Source organism: Microbacterium sp. NPDC089695, assembly GCF_044749085.1.
Taxonomy (GTDB): domain Bacteria; phylum Actinomycetota; class Actinomycetes; order Actinomycetales; family Microbacteriaceae; genus Microbacterium.
This window is the reverse complement of the sequence record NZ_JBIVHG010000001.1, coordinates 852,577-874,381: the sequence shown is the minus strand read 5'-3', so window position 1 is coordinate 874,381 and position 21,805 is coordinate 852,577. Positions and strand designations below refer to the sequence as shown.

The following is a 21,805-nucleotide window of genomic DNA, read 5'->3' as shown; positions in this document are numbered from 1 at the left end:
AGCGCCGGGTGTCCAGGCTGCTCGTGAGTGGTGACCTTGTGATTCTAGGCGTCCGGGCGGAGGAGAACCCTGAAGGCGCGTAGAGTGACGGCCGTGTCCGACACCCCCGCGCCCGTGCCCGATCCGACCCTGAGCACCGCGCTCGCCGCCGACCTCGACGCCGCCGATCTCCGCTCGGAGCCCTTGCGGAGTCTGTGGGGTGCGGAAGCCGACGACGCGCTCGCCCGTGGCATGCGCGAGCCCATCCTGCGGGCGACGCGGGGCGACGACGGTGTGCTCGCGACCCTCGGGCGCCTTCTCGTGCTGGGGATGCCGCAGCCCGCGGACGCGGTCGCCCGTGCCCTCCCGCGCACGGGCATCGAGGGCCTGGTGACGCTCGGCCTCGCACGCGTGCAGGGTGCTGACGTCGTGCCGACGGCGCTGCTGAGGCCGCAGTCGTTCGTCGACGCCGACGGCATGGGCGAGTGGTGGATCACGAGCGACCTCGACGAGGTGGCCCTCGACGGGGCGCTGCCGGCCGATCACGTGCTCGGGGTGGGCGGCGCCTCGCGCACGCTCGCCGAGATCATCATGCCCGTCGAGGTCGAGCGGGCTCTCGACCTCGGCACCGGATGCGGCATCCAGGCGCTGCTGGTCGCGCGGCATGCGGGTGCGGTCGTCGCGACCGACATCTCGGCACGCGCTCTCGCCTACGCAGAGCTGAACGCGCAGCTGAACGGCGTCTCGAACATCGAGTTCCGCCGCGGCAGCATGTTCGAGCCGGTGGCGGGGGAGGCGTTCGACCTGATCGTGTCGAATCCGCCGTTCGTCATCACGCCCCGGGTCGACGGCGTGCCGGAGTACGAGTACCGCGACGGCGGGCTGGTGGGCGACGCCCTCGTCGAGCAGTTCGTGCGGTCGGTGCCGTCGTACCTGACGACCGGAGGGGCGGCGCAACTGCTCGGCAACTGGGAGTCACGGGGTGGTCAGACGTCTCTCGCGCTGCGCGCCGGGCTCGATCGCCTGTCGTCGTGGGTACCCGGCGACCTCGATCTCTGGGTCGTGCAGCGCGAGGAGCTCACTCCTCTCGCGTACGCCGAGCTGTGGATCCGCGACGGCGGCACGACCCCGCGCGACGCCGGGTTCACGCCGCTGCTGACCGCCTGGCTCGACGACTTCGCCGACCGCGGTGTGACCGGCATCGGCTTCGGGTACATCCTGATCCGCCGGCCGTCCGGTGCGGAGGCGCTGCGGCGTCTGGAGAGCGTGCCCCAGCCGGTGTCGAGCGTCGGCGGGGCGCTGCGCGACGGGCTGGCGGCGCACGACCTTCTGGCCGACGGGCTCCCGGTGACACTCGTCACGGCATCCGATGTGACCGAGGCGCGGCACCTGCTGCCGGGCAACGACGATCCGAGCATCATCGAGCTGCGACAGGGCGGCGGCTTCGCCCGCACGGTCTCGGTCGATCCGGCGCTCGCCGCGTTCGTGGGCGCGTGCGACGGAGAGCTCACCGTGATGCAGATCGCCGGCGCGCTCGCCGACCTGTTCGAGGTGCCGTTCGCCGAGCTGTGGGCCGACCTCGAACCGCGGATCCGCGCGCTCGTCGTCGACGGGTTCCTGCTGCCGGCGGAATAGCCGACAGCATCCATGCGTTCGCATACATCATGAAGGCTTTCGGATTCCTCTCCTTCGGGCACTACGCGGATGTGCCCGGATCGGCGACCCGCACCGCGGGCGACATGCTGAAGCAGACCATCGAGATCGCCGAGGGCGCTGACGAGCTCGGCGTGAACGGCGCCTCCGTACGCGTGCATCACTGGGCGCGCCAGGCCGCGTCGCCCATGCCGCTGCTGTCGGCGATGGCCGCACGTACCGAGCGCATCGAGGTCGGCACCGGCGTGATCGACATGCGGTACGAGAACCCGTTCCAGTTCGCGGAGGAGGCGGCGGCGCTCGACCTCATCGCCGACGGACGTATCGCGCTCGGAGTGAGCCGTGGTTCACCCGAGACGGCGCTGCGCGGCTATGAGACGTGGGGCTTCAGCGACCAGGAGGACCCGGAGCGCGGCAGCGTGCTGGCGCGGGAGAAGTTCGACCTCTTCCTGCGCGCGATCGACGGCGAACGTCTCGCCGTCGGCGACCCGCGGATGGTGGGGAACGGGCAGTACCTGCACATCGAGCCGCAGTCGCCGACGCTCCGCGACCACATCTGGTGGGGGTCGGGTTCGCGCGCGACCGCTGAGGAGACCGGACGCAAGGGGCTGAACATGATGAGTTCGACGCTCGTGACGGAGGCGACCGGTCAGCCGTTCCACGAGCTGCAGCGCGAGCAGATCGAGCTGTTCCGCTCGGCGTACAAGGAGGCCGGGCACACGGGTCGCCCGCGCGTCTCGGTGAGCCGCAGCGTCTTCCCGCTCGTCTCCGACATGGACCGCGCCTACTTCGGTCTGCGCAGCGAGGAGAACGGCGACCAGATCGGCGTGATCGACGGCTTCCGCTCGACGTTCGGCAAGACCTACGCCGCCGAGCCCGACGTGCTGATCCAGCAGCTTCTCGCCGACGAGGCCGTCATGGCGGCCGACACCCTGCTGCTCACGATCCCGAATCAGCTCGGCCCGGAGTACAACCTCCACGTGCTCGAGGCGTTCGCGGAGCACGTCGCGCCCGCGCTCGGGTGGAAGCCCAACACCGAAGGGCCCGTGCAGGGCGACCCGGTGTGATCAGGACCGGAAGGAGAGGGGCGGATGCTGCGGCATCCGCCCCTCGTTCGTTCTCGGCGCCGCGGCCGGCTCAGGACGCGATGCGCGCCGGGAACGGCAGGTCGAAGACCGCGTCGACCGCGCGGGCGAGGGTCGCGGCCTCGTCTTCGAGGTGCGTGCTGCGGCGGGGGAGGGCACGGGCGATCGAGAGGCCGTCGACGACCGTGAGCAGCAGGTGCACGCGGCGCCCGGTGTCGCCGGGAGCGAGCACGCCCTCCTCCTCGAGGATCGCGAGCCAGGCGCCCACACGCCGAGCTGCCTGCGCCTCGAGCACTTCGTAGCCCGCGCGCGCCTCGGGGGTCGCCTCGGGCCCGGCGAAGGCTTCGAAGAGACTGAGCCACACGTCGCGGGCCGCGTCGGGCGCGCCGAAGGGTTCGAGCAGGCGGTGCAGGCTGTCGCGCAACCGCTCGCGCGGGGGCACCGAGGTGTCGCGGATGCGCTCGTCGGGCATCGCCTGGTCGTACGTGGCGGTCAGGGCGGCGTTCAGCAGGTCGCGCTGCGTGGGGAAGTAGTGACGCAGAGTGCTCGCGCCGATGCCGGCACGGGCGGCGACGGCCCGCACGCTGAGCCTCTCGGCTCCCTCCTTGATCATCTCCGATGTCGCGGCGAGGATGCGATCCCGTGTTCCCATTGCTGACCTCCGCGTTCGAGTCTACGACGAGTGGCACGTCGTACCGGTACAGCGTACCCGCACACTGTGCTAGTACAGTGTGCTAGAGTGTTCGACATGACAGACGACAGCATCCACACGACGCGCACCGGGACTCTCCTCGCCGAGGACGTGATCCTGGCTCTGTTCGACCCCGCCTCCGGAACCATCGCGGGCGAGAACACCCTCTTCTACGTGCTCGGCGGCGCCGCGCTCGCGGATCTCGCGGGCCAGGGCCGCGCGACGAGCGAGGATGCCGGATTCCGCGGCGTGCTGGTGCGCGGCATCGGGGACGCCCCGGACGACCAGCTGCTCCGCCCCGCGTGGGACTACATCGCCGAGAAGCCACGCGGCATCCAGGGAGCGATCGCAGGAGTCGGACCCGCACTGCGCTCGCCGCTGCTCGACCGCCTCGTCGCGAACGGCGACATCGCGCGTACCGAGCGCCGCGCCCTGGGCATCTTCCCGACGACCGTGCTCGCCGAGGGCGACTCCGGGCGTCGAGCCTCGATCATCGCCGCCATGCGGGCGGTCCTCGTCGACGGTGCTGAGCCGAGTCCGCGCATCGCCTCGATCATCGCTCTCGTCTCGGCGAGCGGCGGGCTGCCGACGCTTTACCGCGAGATCCCGTGGACGGGCGCCGTCGCGACCCGCGCCAAGGAGATCGAGCGCGGCGACTGGGCGGGTGCCGCCGCGGCCGCCGCCGTGACCCGCACGATGCTCGCCGTCATCACCAACGCCCTCGTCATCAGCGCGGTCACGACCAACCGCTGATCGCCCACCCCATCACCACTGGAGAGAGAAACATGAACGTCTTCGAGTTCCTGCAGAACCTCATGTCCGAGGTGCCCCTGCTCGTACAGCCCCTGATCGTCGCGCTCGCCGCGGCCATCCCCTTCGTCGAGGGAGAGCTCGCGTCCGTGCTCGGCGTCTGGGCCGGGCTGAACCCGTTCGTCGCGGCCGGCGCCGCGATCGCCGGCAACTTCCTGTCGGTGCTCGTGGTCGTCGTCTTCGGCGCCCGCATCCGCGCGACGGTCGTCGACCGCCGTGCGCGACGGAACCAGCCCGTCGCCGTGCCCGTCGGCGCCGGCGTCGGCGCGGGCGGCACGGCCGGCGTGGTCGACACTGTCGCCGACGAGGGTGCCGAGTCCAAGCCGGACTCCAAGGGCGTGACCCGCCTGAAGCGCTTCCTCGTGCGATTCGGCGTGCCGGGGGCCAGCATCCTCGGTCCGCTCGCGCTGCCGACGCAGTTCACTTCGGCGGTTCTCGTGTCGACCGGTGTCTCGAAGCGCTGGGTGCTGCTCTGGCAGGCGGTGGCGATCGTCGCGTGGACCACGCTCACGACACTGATCGCGACCGGCGTGCTGTCGCTCGTCACGGCCTGATCAGGATCGATCTCCGTGCCCCCGCCCCCTGCCCTTGCTTCCGGTATACCGGTACTCTGGCCGCATGCGCGCGTCGACGACACGTCCGAAAGCACGGTCGAGGGCACGGGGACTCCTGGCGGGAGCCGTCGCCCTGGGGCTCGTGCTGGTCGGAGCCATCCCGGCCACCGCGGCCACCACGGCATCCTGGGCCACGTGGCAGCCGCTCGTCGGCACGGGCGGCGCCTACACGACATCCGTGCAGATCGCCGCGACGCCCGCCCTCACCGCGACCATGACGAGCGACTCCCGCGCAGGGCAGGTGGGCGTGATCTCGGGCGCATCGGTATGGCTCGCGGAGGGCACCCCGGTCGGCGCGAAGTACGGGTCGAGCGTCAACCAGTCGTACCTCAACCTGCGCCCCCGCGCCGACAACGCGACGAGCCCGTCGACCACCACATACTCGTTCGCTAATCCGACCCCTGCGGCCGGCTGGGCCTTCGTGCTCGGCGACATCGATGCCGACGCGGTGCGCATCCAGGCCACCGGGCCTGACGGACAGGCGCTCACCGCCGCACAGCTCGGGTTCCAGGGCGGCTTCAACTACTGCGCCCCCGGCATCGCCGGCAAGCCCTCGTGCACGGGATCCGCCGCCGACGTCCCCACCTGGGATCCGGCGACCCTCACACTCACGGGCAATGCGGGAGCCGTCGACACGAACGGGTCGTCGGCGTGGTTCGAGCCGAACGTGCCGATCAGCTCGCTGTCGTTCGTCTTCACGCGACGCTCGGGGTTCCCGGTGTACCAGACCTGGTTCGCCTCGCTCGCGCGCGACGTGACCGGTGCCGTCACCGATCCCGATGCGGCTCCGCAGGCCGGCGTCACCGTCTCCCTCACCGATGCGAACGGCACCGTCGTCGCCACGACCACGACGCTGCCCGACGGTTCGTACGCCTTCCCCGGTGTCGTGGCCGCACCCGGGTATACGGCGCGAGTGAGCGCGCCGAGCGGATTCATCGCCGTCGGATCCCCCACGCAGGCCGTCGACCTCTCGACGGCTGACGCGGTCGCGGACTTCGTCGTGCGGGAGATCGTGCCCGTCGCGGTATCGGGCCGTGTGCTCGACGACGACGGGATGCCGGTGCCCGGCGCGACCGTCTCGATCGACGGAACGCTGACGACGACGACCGACGCGGCGGGTTTCTACCAGTTCGACACCGTCGACGTGGGCGGTCACACGGTCGTCGTCACCCCGCCGTCCGGGTTCTCCACCACCGATCCGGTGCGCCCCATCGTCGTGCCGGCCGACAGCGAAGACCCGATCGAGGACATCGACTTCACACTCGTCGAGAACGCGACCTTGAGCGGAGCCGTGACCGCGAACGGCGTCGGAGTCGCGGGCGTCACGGTCACGGCCACAGCGCCGGGGGAGCCGACCCTCACCGCGGTGACCTCTGCCGGCGGCGGCTACTCCTTCCCGCGCCTGCCCTCCGGCGCGTACGAGGTCGCCGTCACCACGCCGCCGGGGTACACGGCCGTCGGGGCGACCACCCGCAGCGAGAGTGTCGCGACGGACGACGTGACCGGCGTCGACTTCGCACTCGCGCGGCTCGGCGCGCTCTCGGGCACGGTGCTCACCGACGACGGCGACCCCGTGAGCGGCGCGGTGATCACGCTCGACACGGGGGCGGGCACGCAGCAGCTCACGACGGCCGCCGACGGAACCTACGGACTCGGCGATCTGGCTCCCGGCACCTACACCCTCACGATCACGCCTCCCGCCGGCACCACGGTCGTCGGATCCGCGACGCTCACCGTGGTGATCACCGCGGCGGGCGAGGCGATCGTCGACCAGGACTTCACGCTCGCCGTCGATGACGTGCCACCCGTCGACCCGGGCACTCCGGGCACTCCGGGCACCGGAGCGGGCGGATCCGGCAGCGGAGGTGCGAACGACGGGCGCCTGCCCGGCACCGGCCTCGGCCCCGAGACCTTCCTCTGGGCGGGAGTCGGCGCTGGAGTGCTCGTCCTCGGCGGGGTGCTGTTCGCCGTGTCGCGCCGCCGCTCGCGCCGCGACGACGGCTGACGTTCGCCGCCGTGCGCACATGGCTCGGGGCCGGAGGGCTCGGTATACTTCGGGTATGACCACCATGATCAAGGTGAGCGACGACCTGCGCGACCGGCTCAAAGAACAGGCGGCGCGCGATGGGCTCACCCTGGGCGCGCACCTCGCGCGTCTCGCGGACGCCGAGGATCGACGTCGGCGCCTCGAGTCGGTCAGGGAGGCCGTGGCCCGGACATCCCCGTCCGGGCTCGAGGAGTACGCGGCCGAGGCGGCCGAGTGGGAGCGGCTCGAGCTTCCGCACGCGTCGTGACGGCGCTCGAACTCGCACCCGGCTCTGTCGTGTGGGCGTCTCTCGCTCCCGTCCGCGGTCGTGAGCAGGGAGGCCACCGGCCCGCCCTCGTCGTCGCGTCGGCCGGGTACCTCGATGCGGTGACGACCCTGGCGATCGTGCTGCCCATCACGACCACCGACCGAGGATGGCCGAACCACATCGCCGTCGACGGACCGACCGGACTCGACCAACCCTCCTGGATCATGACCGAGCAACCGCGGACGGTCACGCGCGACCGACTGACGGGAATCGCGGGAGCCGTCAGCCCCACCTGCCTCGCCGCCGTGCGCACATGGCTCGGGGACTTCCTCGATCTCTGAGCGGCGTCAGGAGCCCTTCGGCGGGCCGAAGAGCTCCTCGCCGTGCTCGTGCAGTAGGCGGTAGGCATCGGCGAACGTCTGCGGTTCGGGCTCGTCGGGGCGTCCGTACTTGGCGATCAGCAGTCCGAGGAGTCCCCGCGCGGGCGGCGTGAGCGGCTTCATCTGCGCCTCGACACCGTCCTTCGGTGCGCTCTCCTCGGGGTTCGGGGGCGTGTACGCGGGCGTCGTGACGGGCCAGTCGGCCGGATGCCGGGGCTTGTCGAGGTTCACGACGTTGTCGAGCGTGTTCGCCGACTGGTCGCGGTCGTTGAGAGGCTGCAGACCGTGCAGGCGCGAGAGCGTGGCGATCACCGATCCGTGGTGCATCTCGTCGTGGATGATCGTGTTGCGACGCGTGTAGGCCGACACCGCGATGGCCGGCACCCGGCATCCGAGGCGATCGAAGGTGAAGTCCATCTCGCCCGGCCCCGTGTCTTTCGTGGGCTTCGTCGCGGCGGGCGGCGGCACGTGGTCGTAGGTGCCGCCGTGCTCGTCGAACGTGATGAGCAGCAGGGTGTTGACCGCGTTCGAGCCCTTCGGCGAGGCGCTCGTGCGCACGGCCTCGTACACGTCGTGCACGAGCCGGTCGCCGGCCCGCACGTCGGAGATCGCGCTGTCGAACACCTCGCGCCCGTCGACCTCGCCCTCGCGTGCCGCGCCGAAGGGCGGGTGGAAGTCGTTGTGGTCGTAGACCATGCGGGGCTCGATGAACGCATAGGCGGGCAGAGTGCCCGCCTTCGCCTCGGCGTAGAAGTCCTCCATGAAGCCGAAGTGCTCGGTGCGCCAGTACTTCTCGAGCACGGCCGTGTGCAGCATCCCGGTGTACGAGACGAGCTGCAGCTTGTCGATGTAGATCTTCCAGCTGACCTTCTTGTCCTCCAGCCGGTTGAACACCGTGGGCGCGGCGGGAGCCGAGAGCCACTTGCCGAATCCGGCGCCGCCCTGATTGGTCACGAAGCCGTGCGAGGTCGACGCGTGGAAGAACGAGCGGTTGCAGAAGGTCTGCGAGGGGACGCCCGCGAACCAGTGGTCGAACACCGCGAACTCGCTCGCGAGGGTCGACAGCACCGGCAGCATCTCGGGCGAGAAGGAGCCCATGATGTGCGCGGCCTCCTCGGGGGCCGGCGGCTCGCCCTTGCGGAGGCGGCGGACGTTGATGATGTAGTCCTCGAGGAAGCCCGACATCGTCGCCTTCTCGCCGTGCGTCGGCGCGTTGAACGGCGCGGTCATCTGCTCGGCGAACAGGTCGGCGTTGCCCTTCGGATCGACGGTCCCGAAGAGCTGCGTGTTGACGTGCGGGTACTCCTCGCCCGGATCGGGGTCGGGGTAGCTCATGATGCGATCGGTGTCGCCCGTGTACACGTGCGCGTCGACGACCGTGCCGTCGGATGCCGTGTTGCGGTGCGTGCCGAAGGCCAGGCCCTCGAAGGTCTCGCCCTTCGGAAGGGTCTCGGGGGTGTAGAGGTAGCCGAGCAGGTTGTCGAACGAGCGGTTCTCACCCATCAGCACGACGAGGTGGTCGAAGCCGGGCTCGCTGCGAGGCGTGAGCGCCGAGAACGGATCGGGCTCCGCGGCGAACCCGTCGCGCTGGCCGCCGGCGACGGAGGCGCCGATGGCCGCACCACCCGCACCGCCCACCACGGCGCCGGCGATCGCGGCTCCGCCCATCTTCAGGAACCCGCGTCGCGAGGTGTCGCGAGGAACGCTCTCGTCAGGCGTCATGTGCCCGATCCTAGGCTCCTCGACGACACGGCCGCACCGGGGTCTCCGGCGGGCCGTGATCCGGGCCGGGATCGGTCGTCGCCTCGCCTCCCGGGTACGCTGGAACCCATGCTCAACATGGCCGACGGCCTCGCCCGTCTCGGCGCGCTCGCCGAGGATCCGGTCGTGCGAACCCTCGCCGATGCGTTCGACGCGGCGGGCTTCGACCTCGCCGTGGTCGGCGGTCCCGTGCGCGATGCGCTGCTGGGTCGACCCACCAATGACCTCGACTTCACGACGAACGCGCTGCCCGACGACATCCTCCGGATCGTGAAGCCGGTGTCGACCGCGCAGTGGGACATCGGCCGTGCGTTCGGCACGATCGGCGCCCGGGTGCAGCGGCCCGGCGGCGGCGCCGAGCAGGTCGAGATCACGACCTACCGCGCCGACAGCTACGACGGGGTCACGCGCAAGCCCACGGTCGAGTTCGGCGACACGATCGACGCCGATCTCGTGCGCCGCGACTTCCGCGTGAACGCGATGGCGTTGCAGGTGCCGGCCGTGAAGCTCATCGACCCCACCGGCGGCGTGGAGGACCTCGTCGCGGGAGTGCTCCGCACCCCGACCGACCCCGCCGTCTCGTTCGGCGACGACCCGCTGCGGATGCTGCGCGCTGCGCGCTTCAGCGCCCAGCTCGGCTTCCGTATCGACGACGACACGACCGACGCGATCACGAACCTGCGGGGCACGCTCGAGATCGTGAGCCCCGAGCGCATCCAGTCCGAGCTCGTGCGGCTGCTGCAGACCGATGACCCCGTGCACGGCATCCGGGTGCTGGTCGACACCGGGCTGATCGACGAGTTCCTGCCCGAGGTCAGCGCGCTGCGCCTCGAGGTCGACGAGCACCACCACCACAAGGACGTCTACGAGCACTCGCTCACGGTGCTGCGCCAGGCGATCGAACTCGAGAAATCACGGCATCCGGGTGAGAAGCCCGACGTCGCGCTGCGTCTGGCCGCACTGCTGCACGACATCGGCAAGCCCCGCACACGCAAGCTCGAAGACGGCGGCGCCGTCACGTTCCACCACCACGATGTGGTCGGCTCGCGGATGGCCCGCAAGCGCATGCAGGCGCTCCGCTTCGACACCGCGACGACCGACTCGGTGGCGACCCTGATCGAGCTGCACCTGCGCTTCTTCGGCTACAGCGAGGGCGCGTGGACCGACTCGGCCGTGCGGCGGTACGTGCGGGATGCCGGTGACGAGCTCGAACGCCTGCACATCCTCACGCGCGCCGACGTGACCACCCGCAACAAGCGCAAGTCGCAGCGACTCGCCGCCGCCTACGACGACATCGAGTCGCGCATCACGGCGCTGCGCGAGCAGGAGGAGCTCGACTCGATCCGCCCGGAGCTCGACGGCAACCGCATCCAGGAGGTGCTCGGCATCCGTCCCGGCCGCGAGGTCGGCGAGGCATACCGGTTCCTGCTCGAGGTGCGTCTCGACGAGGGCGTGATCGGCACGGATGCCGCCGAGCAGCGCCTGCGCGACTGGTGGGCCGCCCGCGGCTGACCCCGCCTCGGAGGGCAGGACCGCTCACCTGCATGCCGGAACCGCAGATGGATGCCGAGACCGGCTGATCCGGCCTGCATCCGCCGTCTCGACCTGCCTCTGCGCGGCGACGGGGATCGACACCGACGCCTATCGCCGACGGCATCCGGCTCCTACACTGGGATGACGCTCCACCGACGACGATGGGAGACGCTGTGGTTGCGTCGTGGCAGGCGTCACGTGAGGGGCCGGAGGCCTCCCGGCTGCTCATCGAGCGTGCGCACGAGGAGCTCATCGCCGGCAACCTCGACGACAAGCGGCTGCAGTCGGTGCGACCGCTGGTGCGGGAGTCGTGGGTGCGGTCGTGGCGCGGTCGGGTCGGCCCCGAGGGCGCGCCGACGATCGACCTGATGAGCGAGGAGCTCGAGGAGTACCGTCGCGCACACCCCTTGGCGTCGGCGATGGACATGATCCGCGCGCTCCTGCTGCCCGGGTCGCCCGAGGAGTCGGGGGTCGTCATCGCGGTCGGCGATCAGGCCGGTCGGCTGCTGTGGATCGAAGGCGACCGCCAGCTGCAGTCGCTCACAGAGGGGATGGGTTTCATCGCGGGAGCGAACTGGGCCGAGGATGCCGTCGGCACGAGCGCTCCGGGCACAGCGCTGACCCTCGGGCAGTCGGTGCAGATCCGCGGCGCCGAGCACTACAACCGCCTCGTGCATCCCTGGTCGTGCACGGCGGCTCCGGTGCGCGACCCGGAGACGAAGCGCGTGCTCGGGGTGATCGACATCACCGGTGGCGACGAGGTCGTCACGACGCAGGCGCGGCTGCTCGTCGACGCGACGGCCCGCGCCGTGGAGTCCGAGTTGCTGGTCGCCCGGTTGCGTCAGCGGTCGGAGGCGCAGCGCCTGGCATCCGTCACCCCACGCGCGAAGCCCACGACGAGGGCGACCCTGCACGTGCTGGGTCGCGACCGTGCGCGCCTCGAGACCGAGACCGAGTTGGAGGAGTCGGTCATCGAGCTCAGTGCCCGGCACGCGGCGATCCTGCTGATGCTGGCCGTGCACCGGCAGGGGCTGTCGGCCGAGCGGCTGAGCGAGCTCGTGTACGGCCCCGACGCCTCGCCCGACACGTTGCGCCCCGAGATGGTGCGTCTGCGCAAGGTGCTCGAGAAGCACGCGCCCAGCCTCGTCCCCGAGTCGCGGCCGTACCGGCTCGCGGTGCCGCTCGAGACCGACGCGCACGACGTGCTGTCGCTGCTCGACCGCGGTGCGCACCGCGTCGCGCTCACCGCCTACCGCGGACCGGTGCTGCCCGAGTCGACCTCGCCGGGGGTCGAAGACTTCCGCGACTCGGTGCGCGGCGCACTCCGCGAGGTCATGCTGTCGGAGGCGAGCCTCGACGTGCTGCTCGCCTACGCCGAGATCCCCGAGGGACAGACGGATGCCGAGGCCCTCCGCCTCGCGCTGGAGATGCTGCCGGCGCGCTCACCGAAACGCGCGGGTCTGGTCACCCGCATCGAACGCCTCGAGCGCGGCTGACGGTTTCACCCGGCCGAGGTTCACCCGGCTGGAGCATCCCCGGACGGCGGACGACATGCCGGGGAACGTCCCGCCGTCCGGGGTATCGCCAGCCGCGCGGGCACGCCGACGCACCCCGCAACCTCCTGCAACGTTGCGCATCGGGGCGCAACCCTCGGCGACCTAGCGTCGGAGCAACAGCCGCAGGGCATCGGAGCCGCGGCCCGTCGAAGGAGTCACCGATGACCATCGTCGAAGAAGACGTGTCCGCCCCCGCATCCTCGGCCTACGCCGCCCCGGGCCAGCGAGGATCCCTCGCCGACTACCGCCCGCGCTACGGCCACTACATCGGCGGCGAGTTCGTCGAACCCGTCAAGGGCCAGTACTTCGAGAACGTCAGCCCGATCAACGGCAAGCCCTTCACCGAGGTCGGACGCGGCACGGTCGAGGACATCGACCGTGCGGTCGACGTCGCCTGGAAGGCGTTCCAGACCTGGGGCAAGACGAGCCCGGCCGAGCGCTCGGTCATCCTCAACCGGATCGCCGACCGCATCGAGCAGAACCTCGAGCGCATCGCCGTCGCGGAGACGTGGGAGAACGGCAAGCCCGTGCGCGAGACGCTGGCCGCCGACATCCCGCTCGCGATCGATCACTTCCGCTACTTCGCCGGCGTCCTCCGGGCGCAGGAGGGCGGCATCAGCCAGCTCGACGAGAACACGGTGGCGTACCACTTCCACGAGCCGCTGGGCGTGGTCGGCCAGATCATCCCGTGGAACTTCCCGATCCTCATGGCGGTCTGGAAGCTCGCGCCCGCGCTCGCCGCAGGCAACTGCGTCGTCATCAAGCCGGCCGAGCAGACTCCGGCATCCCTCCTGTTCCTGTTCGAGATCATCGGCGATCTGCTGCCTGCCGGCGTCGTGAACATCGTGAACGGCTTCGGCATCGAAGCCGGCGCGCCGCTCGCGCAGCACAAGCGCATCCGCAAGGTCGCGTTCACGGGCGAGACCACGACGGGGCGTCTGATCATGCAGTACGCCTCGCAGAACCTCATCCCGGTCACGCTGGAACTCGGAGGCAAGAGCCCGAACGTGTTCTTCGAGGACGTCGCCCGTTCGACGAGCGACCCGTTCTACGACAAGGCGCTCGAGGGCTTCACGATGTTCGCGCTCAACCAGGGCGAGGTCTGCACGTGCCCGTCGCGCGCGCTGATCCAGCGGTCGATCTACGACGGATTCCTCGCCGACGGGCTGGAGCGGGTCGGCAAGGTCGTGCAGGGCAACCCGCTGGATCCTGCAACCATGATCGGCGCGCAGGCGTCGAACGACCAGCTGGAGAAGATCCTCAGCTACATCGACATCGGAAAGCAGGGTGGCGCGCGACTGCTCACGGGCGGCGAGCGGGTCGACCTCGGCGGCGACCTCAGCGAGGGCTACTACGTCGCGCCGACCGTGTTCGAGGGCACGAACGACATGCGCATCTTCCAGGAGGAGATCTTCGGCCCGGTGCTCTCGGTGACCTCGTTCGACAGCTACGACGACGCGATCGCGATCGCGAACGACACGCTGTACGGCCTCGGCGCCGGCGTGTGGAGCCGCAGCGGCGACACCGCGTACCGAGCCGGACGCGCGATCGAAGCGGGTCGCGTCTGGACCAACACCTACCACCAGTACCCCGCGCACGCCGCGTTCGGCGGGTACAAGCAGTCGGGCGTCGGCCGCGAGAACCACAAGATGATGCTCGATCACTACCAGCAGACCAAGAACCTCCTGGTCTCGTACGCCGAGGGCCCGATGGGCTTCTTCTGATGGTCGACATCGGTACTCACCGACGGGTCGCGGTGACGGATGCTGCGGCATCCCTGATCCGCGACCTGACGGCGCAGCACGGACCTCTCATGTTCCACCAGTCCGGCGGCTGCTGCGACGGGTCGTCGCCCATGTGCTATCCGATCGGGATGTTCCTGACGGGGCCGAGCGATGTGCGTCTCGGCGAGCTCGACGTCGGACTGGGCGCCCCCGTCGAGGTGTACATGTCGGAGTCGCAGTTCGAGTACTGGAAGTACACGCACCTGACCATCGACGTCGTGCCGGGGCGGGGCGCAGGGTTCTCGGTCGAGGGGCCGACCGGCATGCGGTTCCTGATCCGCTCCCGGATGCTGAACGACGCGGAGCTTGCGTACTTCGAGCTCAGCGGCTGACGCCGTCGAGCATGGCGGCGGAGGCGCGGGTGCGGGCGCGGAGCGCCTCGGCGAGGGCGGCGACGGCCGGCAGACGCAGCGACTCGGGCCGGGCGACCATGTAGTACGGCAGCTTCTCGGAGAACTCGGCGGGGAGCAGGCGCACGAGGTCGTCGTGCCGATCGGCCGCGAAGCACGGGAGCAGCCCGATCCCGGCGCCCGCGCGGGTCGCCTCGACGTGCACGAACACGTTGGTCGAGGTGAGGCCGTCCTGCATGCCGGGCACCAGGCGGCGGGGGAGGTCGAGCGCGTCGACCTGCAGCATGGAGTCGACGAAGTACACCAGGCGGTGCTGCTCGAGCTCCTCCCGCGACGAGGGGATGCCGGTGCGGTCGAGGTAGGCCCGCGAGGCGTACATGCCGAGCGTGTAGTCGCCGAGCTCGACGGCGTGCGCCCGGCGGGTCTGCGGCGCCCCCACCACGACCTCCAGATCGAGACCGGCGCGGTGCTCCGCGGCTCGCCGGGTCGCCGCGACGATCTCGACCGTGAGTCGCGGGTGGGCGATGCGGAGCTCGGCGATCGCCGGAGCGGCGATGTATGCACTGAACCCGTCGGTGGCCGACATGCGCACCACGCCGGCGACCGGATCGGGGGCCTCGTCCGCGCCGTCGGCGAGCTGCGACAGTGCCGACTCGATGCGACCGCCGGTCTCCGCCGCGGCCCGACCGAGATCGGTGAGCTCCCACCCGGCCGACGACTGCGCGACGACTCGCCCGCCCAGGGCGTCTTCGAGCGCGGCGATGCGTCGTGCGACCGTGGTGTGGTCGAGGCCGAGATGGGTCGCCGCGCTCGTGTAGCGCCCGGTGCGGGCCACGGCCAGGAGCACGAGCAGATCGTCGGCGCGGGGCTGCTTTGCGGCATCCATTCTGCAATTATGCACACCGTGTGTGCGACCCTGGGCATTGTTGCAGTCACTCTCGTGGCCAACACTGGATGGGTGGGTGTCACCGGCGACACCCGAAGGAGAGACATGACATCCTCGACTCCCGCGGCTCGCGCCGCGTCACCCGCCCCCACGTCGACCTCGAAGCTCAAGCGCGTCGTTGCGGCATCCATGGCCGGAACGGTCGTGGAGTGGTACGAGTTCTTCCTGTACGCGACCGCCGCGAGCCTCGTCTTCGGCACATACTTCTTCCCCACGACCGGTTCCCCGCTCGACGGCATCATCGCCGCGTTCGTCACCTACGCGGTGGGCTTCATCGCGCGCCCGCTGGGCGGAATCGTCTTCGGTCAGATCGGCGACCGCTTCGGTCGCAAGCCCACCCTGCAGGCCACGATCGTCATCGTCGGCGCCGCGACGTTCCTGATGGGCTGCCTCCCCGGGTTCCAGAGCATCGGCTACTGGGCTCCGGCGATGCTGGTGGCGCTGCGCTTCATCCAGGGCTTCGCGGTCGGCGGGGAGTGGGGCGGTGCCGTGCTCCTCGTGGCCGAGCAGAGCCCCGATCGCACCCGCGCCTTCTGGTCGAGCTGGCCGCAGGCGGCCGTGCCGGTCGGCAACCTGCTCGCCACCCTCGTGCTCCTCGTCAGCTCCTGGGCCATGAGCTCGGAGGCGTTCCTCGAGTGGGGCTGGCGTATCGCGTTCTGGCTCTCGGCCGTGATCGTGCTGGTCGGCTACTACATCCGCCGCAACGTCGAGGAGGCCCCGATCTTCCTCGAGGCCAAAGCGCAGGTCGAGGCCGAGAAGGCGGTCTCGTACGGTGTCGGCGAGGTGCTGCGCCGCTACCCGGTCGGCATCGTGCAGGCCATGGGACTCCGGTTCGCCGAGAACATCGTCTACTACATCGTGGTGAGCTTCACGATCGTCTACCTCAAGACCGTGCACGAGTACGACACGAGCCAGCTGCTGCTGGCCCTGCTCATCGCGCACGTCGTGCACTTCGCGGTGATCCCGCAGCTCGGCCGCCTCGCCGACCGCTGGGGACGCAAGCCCGTGTACCTGACCGGCGCGATCCTCAGCGCCACCTGGGCGTTCTTCGCCTTCCCCATGTTCGACACGCTCAACCCCGTCATGATCGTCCTGGCGGTCACGATCGGGCTCTGCTTCCACGCGTTCATGTACGCGCCGCAGCCCGCCGTGATGGCCGAGCTCTTCCCCACGCGGATGCGGTACTCCGGCGTCTCGCTCGGCTCCCAGGTGACCGCGATCCTCGCCGGATCCCTGGCGCCGATCCTCGCCATCCAGTGGCTGCGCGACTTCGGCTCCTGGCTGCCGATCGCGATCTACATCGTGATCGCGTGCGCGATCACGACGGTCGCCGTGCTGTCGCTGCGGGAGACCACGGGCATCTCGCTGCAGGAGATCGACGATGCGGATGCGGCGCGCATGGACGCCGCGCGCACGGCCGCGGCCTGATCGAGGAGGAGCACGAGATGACGGATCTGCAGGGCCGACGCGCCCTCGTGACCGGCGGCGCGAGCGGCATCGGCGCGGCGTGCGCACGCGCCTTCGCGGCGGCGGGCGCGCACGTGACGGTCGCCGACATCGACCGTGACCCCGCCGAGGCTCTCGCCGCCGAGATCGGGGGAGAGGCCTGGCACGTCGATCTCTCCGACGTCGCCGCGCTCGCCGCGGTGCGGCTCGACGCCGACATCCTGGTGAACAACGCCGGCGTGCAGCACGTCAGCCCGATCGAGGACTTCGACCCCGAGCGCTTCTCGCTGCTGCTGCGCCTCATGCTCGAGGCGCCCTTCCTGCTGATCCGTGCGGCCCTGCCGGGGATGTACGAGCGCGGGTTCGGCCGCGTCGTCAACATCTCGAGCGTGCACGGCCTGCGCGCTTCGCCGTTCAAGTCCGCGTACGTCGCGGCGAAGCACGGCCTCGAGGGTCTGTCGAAGGTCACGGCGCTCGAGGGTGCAGCGCACGGCGTGACGAGCAACTGCATCAACCCGGGGTATGTGCGCACCCCCCTCGTCGATCGGCAGATCGCCGATCAGGCGCGTGCCCACGGCATCCCCGAGAGCGAGGTGCTCGAGAAGGTGCTGCTCACCGAGTCGGCGATCAAGCGGCTGGTCGAGCCCGCGGAGGTCGCGGCGCTCGCCGTCTGGCTGGCGGGTGACGGCGCCGGCATGATCACCGGCGCGAGTCACACCATGGACGGCGGCTGGTCGGCCCGCTGACCGACCTCGGCGAGGATCGCGGTGCGCAGCCACGCCCGGTAGCGATCGTCGCTCCACCCCGACTGGGTCACGAGCTGCTGGTAGCTCTCGGGGGAGATGAGGAACGAGACGGCCGCGGCCGCGGCGTCCCGATCGGGCAGGTCGCGTGCGAGCCCGCGGCGTGCGAGCTCGTCGACCAGTCGCGACAGGTCGGCACGACGATGCGCGAGGATCCCCTGCAGCGCGTGGTCCACGACCGGGTCGGAGAGGGCGGCGCCGAGCAGCACCGTCCACAACGCGTGCCCGCGGGCGTTCGCGGTGGTGATCTGCGCCACGACGGCGTCGAGGAACTCCTCGTCGGCGACCTCGAGGATGCCCGATCCCACCTCGGTGTCGGTGAGGGAGTCGGCGGCCTCGGATCCCGAGAACGTGACCTCGAACGCCGCGAGCAGCAGTTCGGCCTTGGATGCCGTCGTCTTGACGGTCTCGGTGGACACACCGGCGTCACGCCCGATCGCGGCGATCGTCGTCGACTGGTAGCCGTGCGTCGCGAACAGGCGGGCGGATGCCGCGATGACTCGCGCGCGGGTCTCCCGCGCCTGCCGCGCCCGCAGCTCGGATCGATAGGCGCGCGGGGTCTCCGAAGGCATTGACTTTCCTCACGTGGTGATGAATACTTCACAAGTACATTCGATCCTACGGAAAGAGCCGCCATGTCGAGCTACCTCATCACGTGCACGCCTGCGCACGGCCACGTCGTGCCGCTGCTGCAGGTCGCGAGTCATCTCGTCGCCCGCGGCGACAGCGTCGCGGTGCTCACCAGCCCGCGCTACGCCGAGCGCGTCCGAGCGGCAGGTGCACGATTCATCGCGCTCCCCGACGACGCGGACGTCGATCTCGACGACCCGACGGCGTCGTTCCCCGAGCGCGCAGGACTCACGGGCGCCGCCGCCCTGCGCTTCGACATGAGCACGCTCTTCATCCGCCCCGCCGCCGGTCAGTTCGAGGCGATCAGGGCCGAGCTCGCCGCGACGCCGGTCGACGCCGTGCTCACCGAGCCGCTGTTCATCGGCGCCGCACTGCTGCAACTCCTGCCGCGGGCCGAGCGGCCGCCGGTCGTCGTGCTGGGCATCTTCCCGCTCGGCGCGCGCAGTCGCGACGTCGCCCCCTTCGGTCTCGGCATCACGCCGATGCCGGGACCGCTCGGCCGCGTGCGAAACGCGGTGCTGCGCACGGTCGCGGAGAAGGCGATCTTCGGCGGGGTGCAGCGTGAGGCCGACGAGATGGCGCGCCGAGTGATCGGGCGCGACCTCGGCGGCTTCGTCCTCGACTGGGCCGGGCGGGCCGACGCCTACGTCCAGTTCACCGTGCCCGAGTTCGAGTATCCGCGCTCCGATCTTCCCGACACGGTGCGCTTCGCCGGGCCGCTTCCCGTGTCGGCGTCCGCCCAGGAGCTCCCGGCTTGGTGGGCAGAGCTCGACGGAGGGCGCCCGATCGTGCACGTCACGCAGGGCACGGTGGCGAACGCCGACTTCTCGCAGCTCGTGGAGCCGACGATCACCGCGCTCGCCGACGCCGATGTGCTCGTGGTGGTGTCGACCGGTGGGCGGCCGGTCGACGCGCTGGGGACCGACCTGCCTCGCAACGTGCGCGTGGCGGAGTACCTGCCGTACGACCGGCTGCTGCCGCGCGTCGACGTGCTCGTCACGAACGGCGGGTACGGCGGCGTGCAGCAGGCACTCGCGCACGGGGTGCCGCTCGTCGTCGCCGGACAGACCGAAGACAAGGTCGAGGTGTCCGCGCGGGTCGGGTGGAGCGGCGCCGGCGTCAATCTGCGCACGAGCACGCCGACCGCGGCCCAGGTGGGAGGCGCGGTACGTCGTGTCCTCGCCGACGTGGCGTACCGACGCAACGCCGAACGGATCGGCGCCGCGATGAGCGCGTCGGACGCCTGGCGCACGATCGACCGCGTGCTTGACGACGAGCGACGCGCGAGGGTGCGGACCTGAGAATCCGGCCGAATGCACGAATGTCTCCGTGAAATCGGTTGCGTGGGTGTGAGATTCGAACCGGTTCACATGATGAAAGAACGAGATCAGTCGGCGCAATTCTCTGCAACGTTCGCCGGTATACCATTGCCGTATACGCGTTGATCCGTCAGTCCCCAGCTGACCACGCGTGGTGGACGGTTCGACCGTCCTGCGGAGGGAGAGTCAGATCTTCTTCTGATCCCGAGGGGGGATGGGGTGGGCAGCTGATCCCCAACAGCACCCACCCCCACACCTCGGGCGCATGCCGTCAACGCAGATAGGCGTCGACCAGCAGGCCACCGCGGATGCCGCGGAACGCGTCGAGCAGTCTCATGACGCCGCGTGTGCCGACCGACGACATCTGCAGGTCGTGCGGCCCGAGCGGTTCGAGCTTCCCGGTGCGGATGCGGACGACCTCCCAGCCGGCTGCGCGCAGCGCGCGATCCTTGCGCAGATCGGCGTCTTGGCGCTTCCCCACGTGTTCGAGTCCGTGCCGACCGACCGTGTCGTACTCGACGGCGATGCGCAGCTCGGTCAGCACGATGTCGGGCCACACCTCGGTATGACGGAAGAACGGCCGCGCGACCTTCACGGCGTTCGACGCGACGTCGACCAGCAGGCGAGACGCGAGTTCCGCCCGCAGCCGCCCCTCGGCGGCCGAGGCCGGTGCCGGAGCGCACGCGCTCGTGAACGCCGTGCCGGTCGGGAGGTCGGGAGTCTTGGTGCAGAGCGACGGCGACGGCCGTCGGGGCGACCGGGGGATCGCCCTCGCCTCACCGAGGATCACGGGCTGCGGTCGAGCGAGCGTCGAGCACTCGGGGCACCACGCCGACCGTCGCCGCACACGACCGGGACGTTCCCGCTGCTCGGAGGGCGTCGCGGCGAAGCGGTGGCCCACCCCGCACTCCCAGCACAGCAGCACATCGGCGGCGAGGGGGATCTGCGACAACGCCACCCCGTGATTGAGCTCGGGGTGGTACTGGCGGATCAGCTCGGGGTAGGCCGCCCACCCCGTGCGGAACGACCCCACGGGGTACGGCACGTCGAGGCCGCGGGAGAACTGTCTCCGCGCCCACCACTGCTGCACCGGCTCCGCCATGCGGCGACAGTAGCGTCGGCCACCGACACGGGCCGATCAGCCGCGGTTGACGTCGTCGGCGTCCCAGTGCAGGTCGGCGCCCTCGCGCAGCGGCAGGGCCTCGATCGCCGGATCGGCGCACAGCGCGGCGACCATCTCGCCGGACCCGGCGATGACGGTCGAGTCGAAGTCGATCTCGCTCACCATGACCCATGAGCGATCCTCGGGCCAGAGGATGTTCGGGCTCTGCGCGCTCGGCGGGAAGCCGCGCTCCTCGCCCGGCCGGTCGCGCCAGGGGGCGTCGAGCACCCAGTCGGCGTCCGCGAGCTCGCGTGCGGATGCCGAGAACAGCACGTACGCGCGGCCCTCGAATTCGAGCCGTGGACCCTCCGAGATCTCGCGCGACAGGATGCCCTCCTGCCAGGTGGGCTTCCGGAACGCGTTGTTGAGCGGGTCGTGCACGCTGCGGTCGAGCATCGCCTGGTGGTTCGGGTCGTCGCCGTTGCCGTCGCCGAACGTGAGAAAGGCTCGGGACGGGGTGTGCCCGAGGTGACCGAGGAGGCCGCCGAATCCCTCCCAGAGCGCTGCGACGCCGGCATCCGGTGTGGTCGTGTGCGCGACCAGGTGCCGGGCGATCGTCGCGACCACCTCGGGGGCGAGCTCGCCCTCCATGGGCGCCGTGAACTCGCGCCCGTCGGGGGCGATGCGGGTGCGCCAGTCGCCGTCGGTGGGAGTGCGCACGAGACGTTGCCATTGCGCGAGGGGATGCACCTCGGTGCCGAAGGCGGCGGCCGTCGAGGCCCAGGTCGCCGGTTCGTCGTGGAACAGCTCGATCAGACGGTTCTGCTCGGCGAGCGGCATCTGCACCCATTCGTCGGGCGACGGCACCGGCCGATCGGGCAGCGAACGCACGAACGCCGGATGCAGGATGCGCGCGTACGCGGGGTACCCGCGCGGCACGACGCTGTGCATCGAGGCGTTCCACGGGTCGTCGAGACGTTCGCGCAGCCACTCGCCGGTGGAGGGGTCGGAGATCCACTGCATGCGACCCACGGTACCTCCACGGTCGTAGGGGTGCGTCCACGACCCT

The 21,805-nt window shown here is 70.6% G+C and carries 20 protein-coding genes; 14 read left to right on the top strand and 6 right to left on the bottom strand.

Annotated elements, in window-relative coordinates:
- Positions 1-84 precede the first annotated feature (84 nt).
- Together ACIPYT_RS04365 and ACIPYT_RS04360 are read left to right on the top strand one after the other, a co-directional pair.
- The gene (locus ACIPYT_RS04365; RefSeq protein ID WP_401070993.1) at positions 85-1,614 is read left to right on the top strand and encodes a methyltransferase; all 1,530 of its coding nucleotides are present in this window, start codon (positions 85-87) and stop codon (positions 1,612-1,614) included.
- A 29-nt stretch (positions 1,615-1,643) separates the two neighbouring features.
- Positions 1,644-2,699 (top strand): LLM class flavin-dependent oxidoreductase, encoded by a 1,056-nt coding sequence (locus ACIPYT_RS04360; protein WP_401070991.1) that lies wholly within the window; start codon positions 1,644-1,646, stop codon positions 2,697-2,699.
- Positions 2,700-2,769: 70 nt separating this feature from the next.
- Here ACIPYT_RS04360 and ACIPYT_RS04355 read toward each other — a convergent pair whose 3' ends face one another.
- Entirely contained in the window at positions 2,770-3,369 is a 600-nt protein-coding gene (locus ACIPYT_RS04355) for a TetR/AcrR family transcriptional regulator (RefSeq protein WP_401070990.1), read from the bottom strand.
- 96 nt (positions 3,370-3,465) lie between these two features.
- Between ACIPYT_RS04355 and ACIPYT_RS04350 the strand changes: the two genes are divergently transcribed.
- The 5 genes from ACIPYT_RS04350 to ACIPYT_RS04330 all read left to right on the top strand — a co-directional run bounded on the left by ACIPYT_RS04350 (position 3,466) and on the right by ACIPYT_RS04330 (position 7,467).
- Entirely contained in the window at positions 3,466-4,161 is a 696-nt protein-coding gene (locus ACIPYT_RS04350; protein ID WP_401070988.1) for a GPP34 family phosphoprotein, read from the top strand.
- Between the two features lie 32 nt (positions 4,162-4,193).
- Positions 4,194-4,772, top strand: a complete 579-nt coding sequence (locus tag ACIPYT_RS04345) for a small multidrug efflux protein (protein WP_401070986.1) — start codon at positions 4,194-4,196, stop codon at positions 4,770-4,772.
- A gap of 64 nt (positions 4,773-4,836) precedes the next feature.
- A complete protein-coding gene (locus ACIPYT_RS04340) occupies positions 4,837-6,837 on the top strand; it encodes a collagen binding domain-containing protein (RefSeq protein WP_401070985.1) in 2,001 nt (666 codons plus the stop codon).
- 55 nt (positions 6,838-6,892) lie between these two features.
- A complete protein-coding gene (locus ACIPYT_RS04335; RefSeq protein ID WP_401070983.1) occupies positions 6,893-7,126 on the top strand; it encodes a hypothetical protein in 234 nt (77 codons plus the stop codon).
- Positions 7,123-7,467, top strand: a complete 345-nt coding sequence (locus ACIPYT_RS04330; protein WP_401070982.1) for a type II toxin-antitoxin system PemK/MazF family toxin — start codon at positions 7,123-7,125, stop codon at positions 7,465-7,467. The genes ACIPYT_RS04335 and ACIPYT_RS04330 overlap by 4 nt, the downstream gene beginning before the upstream one ends.
- 6 nt (positions 7,468-7,473) lie before the next feature.
- On the opposite strand, the gene ACIPYT_RS04325 is transcribed toward ACIPYT_RS04330, so the two are convergent.
- On the bottom strand, positions 7,474-9,228 hold the full coding sequence (locus tag ACIPYT_RS04325; protein ID WP_401070980.1) for an alkaline phosphatase family protein: 1,755 nt from the start codon (positions 9,226-9,228) through the stop codon (positions 7,474-7,476).
- Positions 9,229-9,336: 108 nt separating this feature from the next.
- On the opposite strand from ACIPYT_RS04325, the gene ACIPYT_RS04320 reads away from it, so the two are divergent.
- The 4 genes from ACIPYT_RS04320 to ACIPYT_RS04305 all read left to right on the top strand — a co-directional run bounded on the left by ACIPYT_RS04320 (position 9,337) and on the right by ACIPYT_RS04305 (position 14,472).
- Entirely contained in the window at positions 9,337-10,779 is a 1,443-nt protein-coding gene (locus tag ACIPYT_RS04320) for a CCA tRNA nucleotidyltransferase (protein ID WP_401070978.1), read from the top strand.
- 194 nt (positions 10,780-10,973) lie between these two features.
- Positions 10,974-12,296, top strand: a complete 1,323-nt coding sequence (locus ACIPYT_RS04315) for a GAF domain-containing protein (protein ID WP_401070976.1) — start codon at positions 10,974-10,976, stop codon at positions 12,294-12,296.
- A gap of 221 nt (positions 12,297-12,517) precedes the next feature.
- Entirely contained in the window at positions 12,518-14,080 is a 1,563-nt protein-coding gene (locus tag ACIPYT_RS04310; protein WP_401070974.1) for an aldehyde dehydrogenase family protein, read from the top strand.
- Positions 14,080-14,472, top strand: coding sequence for a DUF779 domain-containing protein (locus tag ACIPYT_RS04305; protein WP_401070972.1), 393 nt, complete (start codon positions 14,080-14,082; stop codon positions 14,470-14,472). The genes ACIPYT_RS04310 and ACIPYT_RS04305 overlap by 1 nt, the downstream gene beginning before the upstream one ends.
- On the opposite strand, the gene ACIPYT_RS04300 is transcribed toward ACIPYT_RS04305, so the two are convergent.
- A complete protein-coding gene (locus ACIPYT_RS04300; RefSeq protein WP_401070970.1) occupies positions 14,462-15,376 on the bottom strand; it encodes a LysR family transcriptional regulator in 915 nt (304 codons plus the stop codon). The two genes, ACIPYT_RS04305 and ACIPYT_RS04300, sit on opposite strands and share 11 nt — an antisense overlap.
- A gap of 105 nt (positions 15,377-15,481) precedes the next feature.
- Between ACIPYT_RS04300 and ACIPYT_RS04295 the strand changes: the two genes are divergently transcribed.
- Positions 15,482-16,864 (top strand): MFS transporter, encoded by a 1,383-nt coding sequence (locus ACIPYT_RS04295; protein WP_401070968.1) that lies wholly within the window; start codon positions 15,482-15,484, stop codon positions 16,862-16,864.
- 17 nt (positions 16,865-16,881) lie between these two features.
- Positions 16,882-17,628: a 3-hydroxybutyrate dehydrogenase gene (locus ACIPYT_RS04290; protein ID WP_401070966.1), complete on the top strand. Its 747-nt coding sequence runs from the start codon at positions 16,882-16,884 to the stop codon at positions 17,626-17,628.
- Here the strand turns inward: ACIPYT_RS04290 and ACIPYT_RS04285 are convergent.
- Complete coding sequence (locus ACIPYT_RS04285) at positions 17,595-18,257, bottom strand: TetR/AcrR family transcriptional regulator (protein WP_401070964.1); 663 nt, start codon at positions 18,255-18,257, stop codon at positions 17,595-17,597. The genes ACIPYT_RS04290 and ACIPYT_RS04285 overlap by 34 nt on opposite strands.
- Positions 18,258-18,320: 63 nt before the next feature.
- Between ACIPYT_RS04285 and ACIPYT_RS04280 the strand changes: the two genes are divergently transcribed.
- Positions 18,321-19,616, top strand: coding sequence for a glycosyltransferase (locus tag ACIPYT_RS04280; protein WP_401070963.1), 1,296 nt, complete (start codon positions 18,321-18,323; stop codon positions 19,614-19,616).
- 289 nt (positions 19,617-19,905) lie between these two features.
- Here ACIPYT_RS04280 and ACIPYT_RS04275 read toward each other — a convergent pair whose 3' ends face one another.
- Both ACIPYT_RS04275 and ACIPYT_RS04270 read right to left on the bottom strand, forming a co-directional pair.
- A complete protein-coding gene (locus ACIPYT_RS04275) occupies positions 19,906-20,736 on the bottom strand; it encodes a zinc-ribbon domain-containing protein (protein ID WP_401070961.1) in 831 nt (276 codons plus the stop codon).
- A 36-nt stretch (positions 20,737-20,772) separates the two neighbouring features.
- Positions 20,773-21,759 (bottom strand): hypothetical protein, encoded by a 987-nt coding sequence (locus ACIPYT_RS04270; RefSeq protein WP_401070959.1) that lies wholly within the window; start codon positions 21,757-21,759, stop codon positions 20,773-20,775.
- Positions 21,760-21,805 lie beyond the last annotated feature (46 nt).

Coding starts and splice junctions, on each gene's coding strand:
- ACIPYT_RS04340 (WP_401070985.1), top strand. CDS start 4,837: ATGCGCGCGTCGACGACACGTCCGAAAGCACGGTCGAGGGCACGGGGA.
- ACIPYT_RS04305 (WP_401070972.1), top strand. CDS start 14,080: ATGGTCGACATCGGTACTCACCGACGGGTCGCGGTGACGGATGCTGCG.
- ACIPYT_RS04360 (WP_401070991.1), top strand. CDS start 1,644: ATGAAGGCTTTCGGATTCCTCTCCTTCGGGCACTACGCGGATGTGCCC.
- ACIPYT_RS04345 (WP_401070986.1), top strand. CDS start 4,194: ATGAACGTCTTCGAGTTCCTGCAGAACCTCATGTCCGAGGTGCCCCTG.
- ACIPYT_RS04285 (WP_401070964.1), bottom strand. CDS start 18,257: ATGCCTTCGGAGACCCCGCGCGCCTATCGATCCGAGCTGCGGGCGCGG.
- ACIPYT_RS04300 (WP_401070970.1), bottom strand. CDS start 15,376: ATGGATGCCGCAAAGCAGCCCCGCGCCGACGATCTGCTCGTGCTCCTG.
- ACIPYT_RS04310 (WP_401070974.1), top strand. CDS start 12,518: ATGACCATCGTCGAAGAAGACGTGTCCGCCCCCGCATCCTCGGCCTAC.
- ACIPYT_RS04280 (WP_401070963.1), top strand. CDS start 18,321: ATGTCGAGCTACCTCATCACGTGCACGCCTGCGCACGGCCACGTCGTG.
- ACIPYT_RS04335 (WP_401070983.1), top strand. CDS start 6,893: ATGACCACCATGATCAAGGTGAGCGACGACCTGCGCGACCGGCTCAAA.
- ACIPYT_RS04275 (WP_401070961.1), bottom strand. CDS start 20,736: ATGGCGGAGCCGGTGCAGCAGTGGTGGGCGCGGAGACAGTTCTCCCGC.
- ACIPYT_RS04295 (WP_401070968.1), top strand. CDS start 15,482: ATGACATCCTCGACTCCCGCGGCTCGCGCCGCGTCACCCGCCCCCACG.
- ACIPYT_RS04325 (WP_401070980.1), bottom strand. CDS start 9,228: ATGACGCCTGACGAGAGCGTTCCTCGCGACACCTCGCGACGCGGGTTC.
- ACIPYT_RS04320 (WP_401070978.1), top strand. CDS start 9,337: ATGCTCAACATGGCCGACGGCCTCGCCCGTCTCGGCGCGCTCGCCGAG.
- ACIPYT_RS04355 (WP_401070990.1), bottom strand. CDS start 3,369: ATGGGAACACGGGATCGCATCCTCGCCGCGACATCGGAGATGATCAAG.
- ACIPYT_RS04290 (WP_401070966.1), top strand. CDS start 16,882: ATGACGGATCTGCAGGGCCGACGCGCCCTCGTGACCGGCGGCGCGAGC.
- ACIPYT_RS04350 (WP_401070988.1), top strand. CDS start 3,466: ATGACAGACGACAGCATCCACACGACGCGCACCGGGACTCTCCTCGCC.
- ACIPYT_RS04270 (WP_401070959.1), bottom strand. CDS start 21,759: ATGCAGTGGATCTCCGACCCCTCCACCGGCGAGTGGCTGCGCGAACGT.